This window comes from Vibrio sp. 1457, from assembly GCF_033340195.1.
GTDB lineage: Bacteria > Pseudomonadota > Gammaproteobacteria > Enterobacterales > Vibrionaceae > Vibrio > Vibrio alginolyticus.
Map to the genome: position 1 here is coordinate 86,424 of NZ_JAWOWA010000011.1, position 18,244 is coordinate 104,667.

An 18,244-nucleotide genomic window follows, 5' to 3' on the forward strand; every position below is an offset into this window, starting at 1 on the left:
ACATCCTCCATGATTACTGTGCTTGAACACGCAGCTCTGCGGCACTGCGGCTCTGGTGACCAAGTAGCGTGCGAAGATCTGCCGCTTGTGGTTTCACCAAATAGAACTTTGGAATCCATTCATCAAAGTTCGCCAAAATATTTTCAGCATGACTCGACCCTGTTTCTTCAAGGTGTTCCGCAATTAGGCCACGCAAATGTTCTTGGTGGATGTAAAGATCGGACAATGAGATGGCTTCGACAGACTCAGTATTAACTCGACCTTCAAAGCTTTGGTTCTCATCCAGAACATAGGCAAAGCCTCCAGTCATACCCGCGCCAAAGTTCACACCTGTCGCACCAAGAATGGCAACAATACCGCCAGTCATGTACTCACAAGCGTTATCGCCAGCACCTTCAATGACGGCTATCGTACCTGAGTTTCGTACGCCGAAACGCTCACCTGCTTTACCGGCTGCAAATAGTTTACCGCCGGTCGCGCCGTACAGACAGGTGTTACCAATGATGGTTGCTTCATTACACTTAAATGCAGTGCCAAGGTGAGGTTTGATAACCACTTTACCACCCGCCATGCCTTTGCCCACGTAGTCGTTCGCATCGCCCGTGAGGTAAAGCTCTACACCACCTGCGTTCCAAACACCAAAGGACTGGCCTGCGGTGCCGTCAAGATAGATTTTGATAGGGGAAGCCGCCAACCCTTGGTTGCCATAGCGTTTTGCTATTTCGCCAGATAAGCGTGCACCAACAGAACGATCAGTGTTGATGACATTGTAGAAGAAACTTGCCGATTGACTGTTTTCGACCGCATGCATGGCATCATCAACGATCTTTTGGTTGAGCTCAGCTTTATCAAACGGTTTGTTTGGCTCTGTCCAAAATAGCGGATGGCCCTCAGGTGATACTGGAGCTTCTAGAATATTGGATAGATCCAGCTTGGTCTGTTTCGCTGTAAATCCCTCTACTGCCTCAAGTAAATCGGTACGACCAATCAAGTCCGTCAGCTTTTCAACGCCAAGTTCGGCGAGTAATCCGCGCACTTCGTCTGCCAGGCCGATGAAGTAATTCATCACCATTTCTGGTAGACCTTTGAAGTATTCTTTACGCAGTGTCTCGTCTTGAGTCGCAACCCCAGTTGCACAGTTGTTGAGGTGACAAATTCGTAGGAACTTACAACCCATAGCGACCATTGGCGCAGTACCAAAACCGAAGCTTTCTGCACCTAAAATTGCGGCTTTAACTACGTCTAAACCAGTCTTTAGACCACCGTCTACCTGTAGGCGGATCTTATGACGCAGACCATTAGCAACCAGAGCTTGTTGTGTCTCTGCCAACCCCAACTCCCAAGGGCTACCAGCGTATTTTACCGAAGTTAATGGGCTTGCTGCGGTACCACCGTCGTAACCCGAAATGGTAATAAGATCAGCGTAAGCCTTGGCTACACCCGTTGCGATGGTGCCGACACCTGGCTCGGAGACGAGTTTTACCGAAACCAGCGCATTCGGGTTGACTTGTTTAAGGTCGAAGATCAGTTGGGCCAAATCTTCAATCGAATAGATATCGTGATGCGGAGGAGGGGAGATCAGAGTCACGCCTTGTACCGAATAACGCAGTTTTGCGATTTCTGCGGTGACTTTGTGTCCTGGTAGCTGTCCACCTTCACCCGGTTTCGCACCTTGTGCCACCTTGATTTGCAGTACATCCGCATTAGTCAGGTAATGCGGCGTTACACCAAATCGGCCAGAAGCAATCTGTTTGATACGTGAGTTACGCTCAGTACCGAAACGGCGAGGATCTTCACCGCCTTCACCCGAGTTAGAGTAACCACCAAGACGGTTCATCGCCGTTGCAAGTGCTTCATGCGCTTCTGGGCTAAGTGCGCCAATGGACATTGCCGCAGAGTCAAAGCGTTTGAACAGTTCAGTGCGTGGTTCTATTTGCTCAAGTGGCAGCGGTGAGTCTGATTTTTTCAGCGACATTAAGTCACGCAGCATGGCAACAGGGCGTTGGTTTACCTGCTTAGCAAAGCTCTGATAGTCGTTACTTTCGCCAGATTTAACGGCCTGTTGCAGCGTGCCGACGACATCCGGGTTGTAAGCATGATATTCACCTCCATGGACGTACTTTAACAAGCCGCCATGATCAATCGATTTGCGTTTCGCCCATGCTTTACGAGATAAGTTTGTAAGATCTTGCTGGAAGTCGTCAAAATTCGCGCCTTCAATTCGAGTTGTGACGCCTTTAAAACACAGATCGACCACATCTTGGCTCAAGCCAACTGCTTCAAACAGTTGTGAGCAGCGGTAAGAGGCGATGGTTGAGATCCCCATTTTCGACATGATCTTATACAGGCCTTTGTTGATGCCGTATTGGTAGTTTTGCATCACATCGCGGTAGTCTTTCTCTAGTGCTTTATCATCAATCAGTTTACCTAACGCTTCATAAGCAAGGTATGGGTAAACCGCAGTAGCACCAAAGCCAAGCAAGACAGCAAATTGGTGTGGATCACGGGCTGTTGCGGTTTCGACAACAATGTTGGCATCGCAACGCAAGTTCGCGTCAATCAGACGAGTTTGAACGGCGCCGACTGCCATTGCTGCCGGAATTGGCAACTTACCTTTGACCAAGGCTCTGTCCGAAAGCACCACTAAAACCGTGCCTTCACGAACGACTTGCTCTGCTTGCTCACACAGATCATTAATGGCTTGTTTAAGATCTTTTTGTTGTGGGTCGTAGTTGATATCGAGAATGGTATTACGGTAATGATCGTCACTCAGCTCTAGTAGTTGCTGCATGTCTGAATAGAGCAGTACTGGAGAATCAAAGGTTACACGATGCGCGTGGCCATCGGTTTCACAGAAGACATTCATCTCCTGGCCGATGCTGGTCGCTAGCGACATGACGTGTTTCTCACGCAGCGGATCGATTGGTGGGTTGGTGACCTGCGCGAACTTCTGACGGAAGTAATCAGTCACCAAGCGCTCTTTCGAAGAAAGAACCGCCATCGGGGTGTCATCACCCATCGAACCGACGGCTTCTTGCCCCATATCACCGAGGACACGCAATACTTGATCGACTTCTTCATTGCTCATGGCAAACTGCTTTTGATAAGTCTTAAGCAAGTCTTCATCAAAGCTACGCTCACCTACTTGATCTTCAGGCAGCTGAGAGAACGGTGTTAGTTTGCGAACGTTGTTCTCCATCCATTCGCGATAAGGGTGACGAGATTTCAGGTCATTATCGATCTCGCTAGACTGCCAAAGCTTACCTTTACGAGTGTCGATGACGAGCAATTCCCCCGGACCTACACGACCTTTTTTGGCAACTTCATCTGGGGCGTAATTCCAAATCCCTACCTCAGATGCCAGAGTGATCAACTTGTCTTTGGTAATTACATAACGAGCTGGACGCAGACCGTTTCGGTCTAGGTTACAAGCAGCATAACGACCATCGGACAGTACGATACCTGCTGGACCATCCCATGGTTCCATGTGTTTGGAGTTGAAATCGTAAAACGCACGCAAATCCGGATCCATGTCAGGGTGGTTTTGCCATGCTGGCGGCACAAGCATACGCATGGCACGGAAGATATCCATGCCGCCAGCTAAAAAGAGATCTAGCATATTATCTAAGCTAGACGAGTCTGATCCTGTCTCGTTCACAAACGGTGCTGCAGTTTGTAGGTCAGGCAGCAGTGGTGACGAGAACTTATAAGCACGAGCGCGTGCCCATTGTCGGTTACCTTCAATGGTATTGATCTCACCATTATGAGCAAGGTAGCGGAACGGTTGAGCTAATGGCCAACGCGGTTGAGTGTTGGTAGAGAAACGCTGGTGGAACAGACAGATAGCAGATTCCATACGTAGATCGGCAAGATCAAGATAAAAGCGCGGTAAGTCCGCAGGCATGCATAGGCCTTTGTACACCAAAACTTGAGTCGACAAGCTACAGATGTAGAAATCCGGATCTTCGGTGATTTGTTTCTCGATGCGACGGCGTGCGATGTAGAGACGACGTTCAATGTCACGCTCGCGCCAACCTGCCGGTGCAGAGATAAAGACTTGCTGAATATTTGGAAGCGAGTTGGCCGCAATTGGACCGAGTACTTCTGAATTAGTTGGTACTTCACGCCAACCAGCCACAGTTAGCGTCTCTTGCGCCAGTTCTTTGTTGACGATGTCTTTAGCGAGTTGAGCTTTGACTGGATCTTGGTTGAAGAAAATCATCCCTACGGCGTATTGCTTGCCAAGGTTGAAACCATTTTCTTCGGCAATAAGACGTAAATAGGAATCGGGCTTTTGTAATAGAAGACCACAACCATCACCAGTTTTACCATCGGCGGCGATACCACCACGGTGAGTCATGCGGTCAAGTGCAGAAATTGCTGTACGTACCAGCTTGTGGCTTTGTTCGCCTTCCATATGCGCGATCAAGCCAAATCCACAGTTGTCTTTCTCAAGACTTGGATCATAAAGAGCCATTGCAATTCTCCCTTTGCTTATCCGTCATCCCGACAGATATATCAACACTGCTTACGTTGATATCGATGACTAACTATGCGTCATCTTTATAGCTTTATGTATAATTATTCATTAAAAGTTGTGAAATATTTAACATTTTTTGAGTGTTTTATTTTCATCAACTTCACAAGCTATAGCTTATTGTAAAAAAGGTCAAGTTATTAGTGGATCATCACGTGAATATGCGATTTACCATTTAATAAGCTAAAATAGTTTAATAATTTCAAATAGATAGAAAATTGATTGTTACAAAAAAGTAACATTTGATTCTGTGGGAGATAAAAAAGACCAGCATAAAATGCTGGTCAAAATAGAAAGATTGGAAGGAATTGTTTTCTTTCTTCACCGATAGCCATCGATATTGCTGATGGCTATTAGGCAATTGAAAGAGAGAAGCATGACTGCTTCGTTAAGCAGAAAGCATCAGTGAATCTGCTTTTGCTTCTAGGTTTGTGCCACCCATTAAGTAATCATCGATAGCACGGGCACATTCACGGCCTTCGTTGATACAACGAACCACCAAAGATTGGCCTGTTCGCATATCACCAGCAGCAAATACACCTTCTTGGTTTGTAGCAAAACCTTGAGTTGCTACGTTACCACGATCATCTAGCGCGATATCCAGTTGAGCAAGTACGCCCGTTGGTTCAGGATGAAGGAAGCCCATCGCTAGGAATGCCATATCACATGGAATCACCCGCTCGCTGCCTTCAACTTCTTTAAAGCCTGGACGCTCGCCAGGTTTCGCCTCTTCCCAAACGATATCAGCCAAACGAAGACCAGTAACTTCACCTTTGTCGTTACCGATGAACTCTTTAGTTAGGATGTTCCAGTGACGATCAACGCCTTCTTCATGAGATGTCGAAGTACGTAGGATCATCGGGTACTGTGGCCAAGGCATATTGGCAGGACGCTTTTCTGGTGGAATCGGCATGATTTCCACTTGAGTTACACTTGCTGCGCCGTGACGGTTTGATGTTCCCACACAGTCTGAACCCGTATCACCACCACCGATAACCACAACATGTTTACCCGCAGCGTGAATTTCTTCCGTTTTCAGGTCCATGTTATTGGCGCGACGGTTGTTTTGACCTAGGAATTCCATCGCGAAGTGAACGCCTTTTAGTTCACGACCCGGAACGGGCAAATCACGAGGAACGGTTGAACCACCCGTTAGTAGAACCACATCGAACTCTTGACGCAACTGCTGAGCATTCACATCAACACCAACGTGTTGGTTTACTTTAAACTCAATGCCAGCTTCTGCCATTAGATTGATCTTGCGATCAATGACTTCCATGCTCAGTTTAAAGTCTGGGATACCAAAACGTAGCAGACCGCCCACTTTCTCGTCTCGCTCGAATACTGTCACGGTATGGCCTGCGCTGTTTAGCTGCTCAGCAGCCGCAAGACCAGCAGGTCCAGAACCAATGATCGCCACCGTTTTACCAGTGCGAGAACGTGGCGTTTTTGGCTTGGCGTACCCTTCACGATACGCCGTTTCTACGATGGTTTTCTCGATATTACAGATAGTGATTGGGTCTTGGTTGATGCCAAGTACACAAGCACTTTCACATGGAGCAGGGCAAACACGACCAGTGAACTCTGGGAAGTTATTGGTTGAGCTTAGAATGTTCCATGCTTCTTCCCAGCTATCACGATAAACCGCGTCGTTAAATTCTGGGATGATGTTACCGATAGGGCAGCCGTTATGACAAAACGGCACACCACAATCCATACAACGAGAAGCCTGAGTATTGATCTTGTCACCAAACTCCTCGTTCAGAACGAACTCTTTGTTGTTCTTGATGCGTTCAGCTGGGTCGATCTTCTGTGGTAGTTCACGACCATGCTCTAAAAATCCAGTAGGCTTACCCATTATACGGCCTCCACTTGAGTTTCGTTTCCTTGAGACAGTGCTTCAGCTTTGCGTTTTTGAAGAACCGCTTTATAGTCACGCGGCATTACCTTAGCCATAGAGGCTAGGCTAGCTTCAAAATTGTCTAGGAAAGACTGAGCGACTTCACTTCCTGTGAATTGAACATGCTTAGTTAGCATGTCGAGTAATAGATCTCTGTCTTCTTGCTCGATTGGATCTAGGTCTACTAGCTCTGGGTTCAGTTTCGACTCAAAGTCACCTGATTTATCCCATACGTATGCCACGCCGCCACTCATACCTGCGGCAAAGTTACGACCTGTTGAACCTAGGATAATTGCTGCACCGCCCGTCATGTATTCACAACCGTGGTCACCGACGCCTTCTACTACTACTTTCGCGCCTGAGTTACGAACACAGAAACGTTCACCAGCCATACCGCGAATGAAAGACTCACCCGAAGTTGCACCGTAGAAACACACGTTACCAACCACGATGTTGTCTTCCGCGACAATACTTGATTTTGCATCTGGGTAAAGTACTAAGGTACCGCCAGATAAGCCTTTACCCCAGTAGTCGTTCGCGTCGCCTTCCACTTCGAACTTCACGCCCTTAGCTAGGAATGCACCGAATGACTGACCCGCAGAACCTTTGAACTTCACGTTCATTGGCTGAGGTAGACCCGCATCTTTGTACACTTTCGAGATTTCGTTCGACAACATGGTACCTGCAGAGCGGTCCGTGTTGACGATAGGGAACTCGGCATTCACCGCTTCGCCTTTCTCTAGTGCAGGAATCGCTGCTTGAATCAGCTTACGGTCTAGCACTTCTTCTAGGTTGTGGTTCTGTTGAGCTTGGTTGAATACACCATCAGCTTCACGTGGTTGCTCAACGTGGAGAACAGGAGACAGATCTAGGTTCTTGTATTTCCAGTGAGAAATGTCTTGGCGGATCTTCAGTTTCTGACCTTGACCGACCATTTCATCGATAGTGCGGAAGCCAAGCTCAGCCATGATTTCACGTAGACCTTGTGCCATGTATTGGAAGAAGGTAACGACGTCTTCTACGCGGCCATCAAAGCGCTCGCGAAGCGTCTTGTTCTGAGTCGCGATACCAACAGGACAAGTGTTCTTATGACACTTACGCATCATGATACAACCTTCAACCACTAATGCTGCGGTTGCTACGCCCCATTCTTCTGCACCAAGTAGTGTTGCCACTGCAAGGTCGCGAGGTGTCTTCATCTGACCATCTGCTTGAACCACGATACGGTTACGTAGACCGTTCTTCAGTAGCGTTTGGTGCGTTTCTGCCAAGCCAAGTTCCCAAGGAAGACCGGTATGGCGGATTGAAGACATTGGTGATGCACCTGTACCGCCGTCGAAACCTGCGATTAGTACAACGTCCGCTTTCGCTTTCGCTACACCAGAAGCGATCGTACCTACGCCTGCTTCTGATACCAGCTTCACGTTTACACGGCCTGCGCGGTTCGCGTTCTTCAAGTCGTAGATAAGCTGAGCCAAATCTTCGATTGAGTAGATATCGTGGTGTGGTGGTGGAGAGATAAGGCCAACGCCCGGAGTCGAGTGACGCGTTGCACCGATCCAGTCATCTACTTTATCGCCTGGTAGCTGACCACCTTCACCTGGCTTCGCACCTTGAGCCATTTTGATTTGCAGCTCTTCAGCGTTAGTTAGGTAGTAAGAGGTTACGCCGAAACGACCTGAAGCCACCTGCTTGATTGCAGAGCGTTCCCAATCGCCGTTCTCTTTGCGCTCGAAACGCATTGGGTCTTCACCACCTTCACCAGAGTTCGATTTCGCGCCAAGACGGTTCATCGCAACAGCTAGTGTGGAGTGTGCTTCGTAAGAAATAGAACCGAATGACATAGCGCCCGTCGCGAAGCGTTTCACGATGCTTTCAATTGGCTCGACGTCGTCGATAGAGATAGAACCAGCGGGGTTCTTAATGAACTCAAGTTGGCTACGCAGGGTTACCGCGTTGTCACCTTGCTTATCTACAGCAGTCGCGTATTGCTTGAACTGATCGTAGTTCTTGTTGCGCGTAGACTCTTGCAGTAGAGAAATGGTTTCTGGGTTGAATAGGTGCTTCTCACCACGCTGTTTCCATTGGTAAACACCACCAACATCCAGCATTTGAATTGGGATTTCGCGTTGTGGGTAACCGATGCGGTGACGGATAAGTACTTCTTTGGCGATATCATCAAGGGTTAGACCTTGGATACGAGAAACCGTCCCTGTGAAGTATTTGTCGACCACGGATTTGTGGATACCCAATGCTTCGAAGATTTGCGCACCATGGTACGACTGTAGCGTAGAGATGCCCATCTTCGAGAAGATCTTCAGAAGACCGCCATTGATCGCTTTACGGTAGTTGTTGAACAGATCGCGAGGGTTGGCTTCTGGATCCAACTTCTTCGTACGTTGAAGTTCAATGATGGTTTCAATCACTAGGTAAGGGTTAACCGCATTAGCACCGTAACCAAGTAGCGTTGCAAAGTGGTGCGTTTCACGCGCGTCACCAGTTTCAACCACGATGTCACACTTCGCACGTAGACCTTTACGGATCAAGTGGTGGTGTACTGCGCCAACTGCCAGCATTGCTGGGATCGCCGCGTGGTTTGAATTCACTGCGCGGTCAGTGAGTAGGATGATTGAATAACCATCGATAACCGCGTCTTCTGCGTATTGGCAGATACGTTTTAATGCACGCTCAAGTTTGCCTTGATCTTCACTAGCTTGGAATACGATATCCAACGTTTTCGCTTGTAGGTGCTCGTTATCGATCGCACGCAATTTTTCAAGCTCAGAGTTGGCTAGAACAGGCGATTCCAATTCTACTTTCTGACAGTGAAGTGGTGTTTCAGTCAGAAGGTTTTGGTCTTTACCCAAGTAAGTGTTCAGCGACATAACCATGCGCTCACGGATCGGGTCGATCGGTGGGTTAGTTACTTGTGCAAACAGCTGCTTGAAGTAGTTTGAAAGGTGCTGAGATTGATGAGATAGAACCGCAAGAGGCCAGTCGGCACCCATTGCTGATAATGGTTCTTTCGCGTCATTCGCCATTGGAACGATGATTTCGTTCACTTCTTCAGTGCTTACGCCAAACGCTTGTTGGCGGTGTAGAAGGTGTTCTGGCTTAGGTTGGCTGAACTGGTTGCTCGCATCTGGCAGCTTCTTCAAGCTCAGTAGGTTTTCTTCTACCCACTTCTCGTAAGGCTGTGCCGTTGCGATGGTGTCTTTCACTTCTTCATCAGAGATGATTCGACCTTGTTCTAGGTCTGCAACGAAGATACGACCTGGCTGTAGGCGACCACGGAACTCAACGTTTTCTGGTTCTATATCCACAACACCAGATTCAGATGCCATCACTAGGAAGTTATCTTTGGTCACTGTGTAGCGAGAAGGGCGCAAACCGTTACGGTCTAGTGTCGCACCAACTTGAACACCATCAGTAAAACATACGGAAGCCGGGCCATCCCATGGTTCCATGATGTTCGCATGGTACTGATAGAACGCGCGACGTTTAGGATCCATGTTTTTGTTTTCTTGCCATGCTTCAGGAATCATCATCATCAATGCGTGTGGCAGGCTGCGACCAGACAGAACTAGGAGCTCAAGTGCCATGTCAAAGTTAGATGAATCCGAGCTGCCTTCCTGACAGATTGGAAGAAGCATGTCGATTTCAGCCTGAGTGAACAGGTCTGATTCTAGGATTGCTTCACGGGCTTTCATCCAGTTCAAGTTACCGCGAACTGTATTGATTTCGCCGTTGTGGGCAATGTAACGGAAAGGCTGTGCAAGACGCCATTTCGGGAAGGTGTTGGTAGAGAAACGAGAGTGTACCAGTGCCAGTGCAGTCACCATGGTCGGGTTTTGCAGATCGAGGAAGTACTGAGGTACTTGCTCAGTCGTTAACTGACCTTTGTACACTAATGTCTTGTAAGACATGGAGTTAATGTAGAAGTCGTCACCAATGTTCGAAACGCTTTCTAGGCAAACGCGTACGGTGTAATTACGAAGTACGTACAGTTTGCGTTCTAGCTCTTCAGGCGTGATGCCAGGGCCGCCGGAGATAAACACGTGCTCAAATTGAGGCTCTGTGCTTAGAGGGTCGGCACCAATCATGGAGTTGTCGGTTGGTAATACGCGGTAGCCGATAACTTCAAGGTCTAGACGCTGTGCGTTGCGTTCTAGAATGTCACGGCATTGTTCGCGTTTGTATTCGTCTTTCGGGAAAAGAACGACACCAACACCATACTTTTCAAACGAAGGCAGTTTAATGCCTAGCTTAACGGCTTCTTCTAATAGGAATTCATGAGGTTTTTGTAGCAAGATACCCGCACCGTCACCGCTGCATGGGTCACAACCTTGACCACCACGGTGTTCCATGCGAGCCAGCATATCCAATGCTTGAGTCACTACTTCATGAGATTTACGGTTTTTAAGGTGAGCAACAAAACCGATACCACAAGCGTCATGCTCCAGTTCCGGAGTGTACAGACCCTGTGGATTTTGCTCTCTATCTACCATAGATACATCCTTCCAGTTCAATGTCGACGCAAAAGTACCGGGCAGCAAATACTACCTAGACTATTGATTACGTCTTGTCCTTTATATTTATTATCGCCACCGATCTAGGTTGACCGGTCTTGATTCCTTTCCGTATCTCGCAGGAAAAGTTTTGCGAGAAAAACAATCCTTGGTGGTATCCCTTTATTTATTATCACTATCTAGTGATTTATATAGGTAGGAGTGGGATAACACCGACAAATCCCGCAGTGTGCTTTGTAATAAAAGTCACAAAAATAACGGGGTTGTGTAAGTATCCTACAATTTTGTCACTTCAGAATGCAATGAAAAAGTCGGCGTTGTGACCCAATTTTTTCGTTTAATTATGCATTTTTAGTTTAACATTTACGCAACATGAACGATTTTTGTCTTTAATTATGCAAGTTTATTGATTTTGACCTGCATGATGGGTGTTTGAATTGATTAATATTGTGTGTTTTTTCTTGCAGGGATGTAATTTATTTACACAGATCGTAGTGAGATTGATTACGATTTATTGTTGGTGAGAATTTATGCAGTTACATGAGTTGGTCAATACAATCGGCCAAGATCTTCAGCGTCGATACGGTGAAAAGGTTCATAAGTTAACATTGCACGGTGGATTTAGTTGCCCTAACCGCGATGGCACGATTGGGCGGGGAGGATGTACATTTTGCAATGTGGCTTCGTTTGCAGATGAAGAAGTCCAGATAAAAAGCATTCACGAACAGTTAAAAGATCGCGCAGGTGAAATTCACAGAGCGAAGAAGTATCTCGCTTATTTTCAGGCCTACACCAGTACCTATGCAGAAGTACAAGTTCTCAAAAACATGTATGAGGAAGCACTAAAGGCTGCAGACATGGTTGGTCTTTGTGTGGGGACGCGTCCGGATTGCGTCCCTGATGCGGTATTGGATTTACTGTCGGGCTATGTACAGCAAGGTTATGAAATTTGGCTAGAACTAGGTCTTCAAACCGCCAACAACGACACCCTCAAACGTATCAATCGTGGTCATGACTTTGAGTGTTATGCCGAAATCACTAAGCGTGCTCGAACACTCGGAATCAAGGTTTGTACTCACTTAATTGTGGGTTTACCCAAAGAAACCCGCGCCGAAAATATTGAAACGCTGCAAAAAGTGTTGGCCGTGGGAACGGATGGCATCAAGTTACATGGCTTGCATATTGTCGAAGGTAGCACCATGGCGAAAGCTTGGCGTGCTGGAAAGCTAGAAGCCCCTGAATTAGAAGAATATGTTGCGATCGCCAGTGAAATGATTCGTATGACACCACCAGATGTGATTTATCATCGCGTTTCATCAGCAGCCAGGAGGCCCACGTTATTATCGCCTCTGTGGTGTGAAAACCGTTGGCTAGCGATGACGGAAATTGGTCGAGATCTCAGTGCTCATGGTGCTCAAGGGAGCCTTACGGGGAATGCCTTTATCTATACTAAACCGGAATTAATAGCAGATCGCTCAATAAATAACTGATATATTTTAACCAGTGTTCTTTGAAGGTTTAAACGATGGATCAGTTACTCAATTGGCTTTGGGGTGGTCAAGGCGGTTATGGCTATGTCGTCTTGTTGTTAATCGCAGGCGTGTGCGCGTTAGCACTGATCTATTTGCACTTTCAGACATCACTTAAGCAACTAGTAACGGATTCTCCCTATCCAGTCATAGTGGTGGACACTAGCCATGCTCAGCTCTTGCTATCTAACCAGGCTGCGATGCAGTTGTTAGGCATTCGCTCTTTGGGAACGGGGTATTTGTATCCTGCTTTATTCGATATTCATGAGCTTGAGCAGTTTCTCGATCGCTTCTCTAGTCGTCATTTTCGTCAGCAGGCTTTTGACTGGCGACTATCTGATAGTGAATCTATTAAAGTGGAGCTGTCAGGCAGAAAGAGTTTATTGCGCAATCATCGAGTTTGGATTCTTTATGCTCAGCCATATCAAGCCACTCACCAAGAGCAGCAACAAGAACTTGCCCAATTAATCATCGCACGTTCGGCATTAGACTCACTTTCAGAGCTGATTTGTACCCAAGACCGCCAAGGCAATCTATTAACGACCAATCGAGCATTTGATCAATTCTGGCAAGGGCGAAGGGAAGAAGCTTGCGCATCCAAGGCCTTGGGTGAGATGACCAGAAAAAGCGAACGTAAATGGACAACGGATCCACAAGGTCGAAGTTGCTTATTGGAAGTCAATCAAAACTCTCTTGTTTCGCCGAGTGGTGAGCTTATCGGTACGCTGTCTATTAGTCATGACGTGACTGAATGGCACAAGATGCAACAGAATCTGCGAGATGAAATGGAGCGTCGCAAAGATACTGAGGTGGCGCTAGCGCAAAGAGATACTATCTTACAAACGATTCTGGATGCCAGTCCGGACTCCATTGGTATTTTCAATGAGAACATGGTCTATCAAGCGTGTAATCAGCCTTTTGTTAAGGCGTTAGGCATTTCAAAAATTTCTGATTTGATAGGTAAGCGCCTCCAAGACGTGATTCCTAAAGAGATGTACGCGCGCTTAGCAGACAGTGACTTAGAAGCATTACGCCAGTTAGAGCCAGTTCGATACATAGATAAAGTCGTGAGTAGTGATGGTAAAAGTACGTGGTTTGATGTGGTGAAATCGCCTTTTAAAGATAAAGCATCAGGAACGAATGGTGTGCTGATCATGGCGCGTGATATTTCTGAGCGTTATCTTGCAGAACAAAAGTTGGAAAAAGCCAACCTAGAGTTAGAAAAATTGAGCTTTATGGATAGCTTAACTCAAGTATCGAACCGACGCCGTTTCGACGAACAACTGCAGGTATTGTGGTACCACCACGCTCGAGAAAAGCTGCCGCTCACCATCATGTTATGTGACATCGACTTTTTCAAAGATTACAACGACTGTTACGGTCACCAACAAGGTGATGAAGCGTTAGTCAGTGTCGCTACCGTGTTTACACAAGTCATCAATCGTTCTTCGGATTGTGTTGCGCGTTATGGTGGCGAGGAGTTTGGTTTTATCTTGCCGAATACCACCACGGAAGGTGCGCGCAACGTAGCACAGCGTATTCATGAGAAAATTCTACAGCTTGATATGGAACACGACAGTTCAGAAGCATCTGAACGCCTTACCGTCAGTATCGGTCTGGTCTCTTACATTCCTCAGCATGGTGATGAACCCGAAATGGGCATCGCTATGGCTGACAGTGCGTTATACCAAGCTAAAGCTGATGGACGTAATCGCACCTGTATTCACCCCAGTTCTTGCTAACGCTTTGTGACCGCTTGCTCTAAGTTGATAGCTGATTGTTTAAATCACCGTATTAAACACGTTAAACTTACAGAAGCCTGTGCGCTCGTTGGTTTATCTTTCTATCTCGTGTCACAAGCGCAGATCGCACCGTGTGTTTTTCACTAATCAAACAGACCTAAATTGCGTTAGGTCGAGTGCATTTACCTGTTTTTCATCATCGAATGGCGCTATCTAGCCACCACCATGGAGTAGTTAATGAAACCCATGAAAAACCTCGCCCAGTATTATGTCGACTTGCTAGTCAAACTGGGGATTGTTCGCTTCTCTATTTTGCTAGCCCTTGCGCTGGTGGCATTAGCTGTTGTGGTGCAGGTAGGGATTACTTTAGCTCTCAAAGGGCGAGTAGATGATATCGATATTGTCCGTTCGGTGTTTTTTGGTCTATTGATCACCCCTTGGGCGGTTTACTTCCTCTCTGTGGTTGTCGATCAACTAGAAGAGTCTCGCCAGCGTTTAACTAAGCTGGTGTCCAAACTGAAGGACATGCGTTCGCGAGATCAAGAGCTGAATTACCAACTTCAACAAAACATTGAAAAGCTTAACCAAGAAATTGAAGAGCGTATTAAAGCGGAAGAAGCACGTGAAGAGGCGATGCAAGACCTCGAAAATGAGGTGTTCCAACGCGAACGTACTCAATTAGAGTTGGCAGAACGTACCGCATTACTGCGTTCATTTATTGATGCCTCACCAGACTTAATTTACTACCGCAATGCGGATGGTGTTTTCTCTGGCTGTAACCGCGCGATGGAAGAGCTAACGGGCAAGAAAGAGCACCAGTTAGTCGGATTAAGCCCTTGGGATGTGTATAGCAAAGAAATCGCCGAGCATATCGTTGATACTGACCAAAAGGTTTTTGCCGATAATCAAGCAATTACTTACGAGCAATGGCTCGAATACCCAGATGGTCGCAAGCATTACTTTGAGCTGCGTAAAGTGCCATTTTACAGCAAAGATGGCCGCCACCTTGGTCTCGTTGGGTTCGGTCGTGATATCACTGAACGTAAGCGCCATGAAGAGTCGTTAGAGAAAGCAAGCCGCGACAAAACTACCTTCATCTCAACCATCAGTCATGAGCTGCGAACGCCGCTGAATGGCATTGTAGGCTTAAGTCGTATGCTTCTAGATAGTCCGTTGACAGAAGAGCAGCGTAAACACATGCAGACCATCAATGTGAGTGCGATTACTCTAGGTAACATCTTCAACGATATTATCGATATGGATAAATTTGATCGCCGTAAGTTAGAACTATTACCTGCGCCACTTAACTTCGAAGACTTCGTCGCAGAGATTGAGAGTATCTCAGCTCTGATGGCGGAACAAAAAGGGTTACGCTTTGATTTAGAACGTTTAAGCGACTTGCCAAAAGCAATTGAAGTGGATGCAACCCGTCTACGTCAGGTGATTTGGAACTTGGTCAGCAACGCAATGAAGTTCACCAAGGAAGGTGGCGTTGTGATGACAGTGAGCGCGGATGTCGAAGACGATTTTGCGACCATTATTATGGAAGTGGAAGACACAGGTATTGGTATCCCAGACGAAGAGCTAGATAAGATCTTTGCGATGTACTACCAAGTGAAATCAGGCAAGGACAACCTGCATGCGGTCGGTACAGGTATTGGTTTGGCGGTATCTAAGCAACTGATCAATATGATGGATGGTGACATTACGGTTACCAGTGAGGAAGGCTTTGGTAGCACTTTTACTGTATCGATCCACGTTCCGATTGTTGAACTAGCTGAGCCAGTCATTGATGCGAAACGCGACAATGTGCGCCTCAACATATTTATGGTCGAAGACATCGAGCTTAACGTAACTGTGGCTAAATCGTTACTAGAGAGCCTAGGGCACTCTGTCACCGTGGCAATGACGGGCCAAGAAGCGTTAGTGAACTTTGTGCCAGAAAAATACGACTTAGCGTTGTTGGATATCCAACTGCCTGATATGACGGGCTTTGATGTCGCCAATTATTACCGCAAGCATTATAACAATCTTCCTCCATTGGTCGCCTTAACTGCTAATGTAATGAAAGATCGTCGTGAATACTTAGATAACGGCATGGATGATGCGATCAGTAAGCCGCTGGCAGTGAATGCTATTCAGTCAGTGATTGATAAATTCTTCGCTCACCAGTTAGAACAACCTAAGGAAGTGGTGAGCGGTCCCGAAGCAGTGGAAGAGCCAGTCCCTTCTCCTGTGATTGAGACACATTTGCTCGATATGGATATGTTAGAGTCTTACGTCGACATTGTTGGTGCAAAACCTGTCTACGACAGCATAAAAATGTTTGAAGATATGATGCCAGACTATATTGATGTCTTAGATTCGAACATGACAGCGAAAGATCAAGATGGGATTGTTTCTGAAGCGCATAAAATCAAAGGTGCTGCAGGTTCAATTGGCCTGAAACGTATCCAAAGTGTGGCGCAAAAAGCGCAATCGCCTGATATGCCAGCATGGTGGGAAAACATTTCAGACTGGGTTGAAGAGATCAAAAATGAATACCAAAACGATATTCAAGTCCTCAAAAGTTGGTTGGAACAAAGGAAATAACATGAAAAGAATCGCACCATTGGCATTAGCCATGGCATTGATGGCAGGCTGTAGTTCCGTTCCAAATGTGAATTGGCAACAAAACAGTCAGATTACGATTAATGAGGTTAATGTTGAGCTCAAAAGTAATTTATGGGTGAACCTCATGCCGAATATTGGGGACGTGGAAGAGCAAAGTATTCAAGGTGCACTTTACCTCGAAGGAGATCAGTTACTTCCTGCAAATCTAACGGCAGAAGCTCTTATTATTAAACAGGGGCAAAAAGAGTGGTTGGTGGACAGTGCGTCTTTAGATACTCGAACGCACAGTGAAAGCCGATGGGAGGTGGCGTTCTCGTCTCACATTGATGTGAACACAGAAAAATCGGTTGATATCGCAGTGCTTCTAGACGATGCGGGTAAACAGCGTTGGTTAGTCGAAAAGTACGTGAAGATTAACAAGGTTTATTAACCGCAATGATGTTGCATTAGTCGTTAGACCTAAAACAAAAAGGGCTTGCTCAATGAGCAAGCCCTTCGCATATTAGCGGTTAAATCTAGTCTTCTAGATCGCCACAGAAGCGGTAACCTTCGCCGTGGATAGTGGCGATGATTTCTGGCGTGCCTGAAACAGACTCAAAGTGCTTACGGATACGACGAATCGTTACGTCTACAGTACGGTCGTGTGGCTTAAGTTCACGACCAGTCATCTTCTTAAGAAGATCTGCACGAGTTTGAATCTTACCCGGGTTCTCACAGAAGTGCAGTAGTGCGCGGAACTCAGAGCGAGGTAGCTTGTAGCTATCACCAGCAGGGCTTACTAGAGAGCGGCTGTTGATGTCTAGTACCCAACCGTTGAATTCATACTTTTCTACCGAGCGCTTCTCTTCTTGCACCGCGTTAGAGCTCATTGAGCGACTAAGTAGGTTACGTGCACGAATAGTTAGCTCACGTGGATTGAATGGTTTAGTGATGTAGTCATCTGCACCAATCTCAAGACCTAGGATCTTGTCTACTTCATTGTCACGGCCTGTCAGGAACATTAAAGCAATGTTCGCTTGCTCGCGTAGTTCACGCGCGAGTAGAAGGCCATTCTTGCCTGGAAGATTAATGTCCATAATAACCAAGTTGACTGAGTTATCAGACAACACTTGGTGCATCTCTTCACCGTCACTGGCTTCAAAAACAGCGTATCCCTCTGCTTCAAAAATACTCTTAAGAGTGTTACGAGTTACTTGCTCATCTTCAACGATAAGAATCTGCGGGGTTTGCATTGGCGGTACCTAAATTTGTGACAAAATTGTGCTAATAGAATAAATTCTAGGCAAAAATATAACATACAGGTAATGTGATTTTGATAATAAATCAAGTTGATCAAAAAAACACTTCTTTCAGTTATCCGCCCTCCATGGAATTTTGCCAACTCACCAGTATCC

General features: G+C 46.5%; 8 protein-coding genes. 4 read left to right on the forward strand and 4 right to left on the reverse strand.

All coding sequences use genetic code 11. The features are described from left to right. Positions 1–13 precede the first annotated feature (13 nt). The 3 genes from gltB (R7Z41_RS13445) to gltB (R7Z41_RS13455) all read right to left on the reverse strand — a co-directional run bounded on the left by gltB (R7Z41_RS13445) (position 14) and on the right by gltB (R7Z41_RS13455) (position 10,945). Positions 14–4,477: a glutamate synthase large subunit gene (gene gltB, locus R7Z41_RS13445; RefSeq protein WP_033906097.1), complete on the reverse strand. Its 4,464-nt coding sequence runs from the start codon at positions 4,475–4,477 to the stop codon at positions 14–16. A 448-nt stretch (positions 4,478–4,925) separates the two neighbouring features. Further along, positions 4,926–6,395 (reverse strand): glutamate synthase subunit beta, encoded by a 1,470-nt coding sequence (locus R7Z41_RS13450; protein WP_064353628.1) that lies wholly within the window; start codon positions 6,393–6,395, stop codon positions 4,926–4,928. Then, a complete protein-coding gene (gltB, locus tag R7Z41_RS13455; RefSeq protein WP_017633630.1) occupies positions 6,395–10,945 on the reverse strand; it encodes a glutamate synthase large subunit in 4,551 nt (1,516 codons plus the stop codon). Before gltB (R7Z41_RS13455) ends, R7Z41_RS13450 begins: the two co-directional genes overlap by 1 nt. Positions 10,946–11,496: 551 nt before the next feature. Between gltB (R7Z41_RS13455) and R7Z41_RS13460 the strand changes: the two genes are divergently transcribed. The 4 genes from R7Z41_RS13460 (at position 11,497) to R7Z41_RS13475 (ending at position 17,280) form a co-directional block, all read left to right on the forward strand. Then, the gene (locus R7Z41_RS13460; protein WP_005381829.1) at positions 11,497–12,456 is read left to right on the forward strand and encodes a TIGR01212 family radical SAM protein; all 960 of its coding nucleotides are present in this window, start codon (positions 11,497–11,499) and stop codon (positions 12,454–12,456) included. Between the two features lie 35 nt (positions 12,457–12,491). Next, positions 12,492–14,237 (forward strand): GGDEF domain-containing protein, encoded by a 1,746-nt coding sequence (locus R7Z41_RS13465; RefSeq protein WP_005381828.1) that lies wholly within the window; start codon positions 12,492–12,494, stop codon positions 14,235–14,237. Between the two features lie 237 nt (positions 14,238–14,474). Then, positions 14,475–16,829, forward strand: coding sequence for an aerobic respiration two-component sensor histidine kinase ArcB (arcB, locus tag R7Z41_RS13470; protein WP_213906556.1), 2,355 nt, complete (start codon positions 14,475–14,477; stop codon positions 16,827–16,829). Between the two features lies 1 nt (position 16,830). Then, a complete protein-coding gene (locus R7Z41_RS13475; RefSeq protein WP_005381825.1) occupies positions 16,831–17,280 on the forward strand; it encodes a hypothetical protein in 450 nt (149 codons plus the stop codon). A gap of 85 nt (positions 17,281–17,365) precedes the next feature. On the opposite strand, the gene arcA is transcribed toward R7Z41_RS13475, so the two are convergent. Continuing rightward, on the reverse strand, positions 17,366–18,082 hold the full coding sequence (arcA, locus tag R7Z41_RS13480) for a two-component system response regulator ArcA (RefSeq protein ID WP_005381824.1): 717 nt from the start codon (positions 18,080–18,082) through the stop codon (positions 17,366–17,368). Positions 18,083–18,244 lie beyond the last annotated feature (162 nt).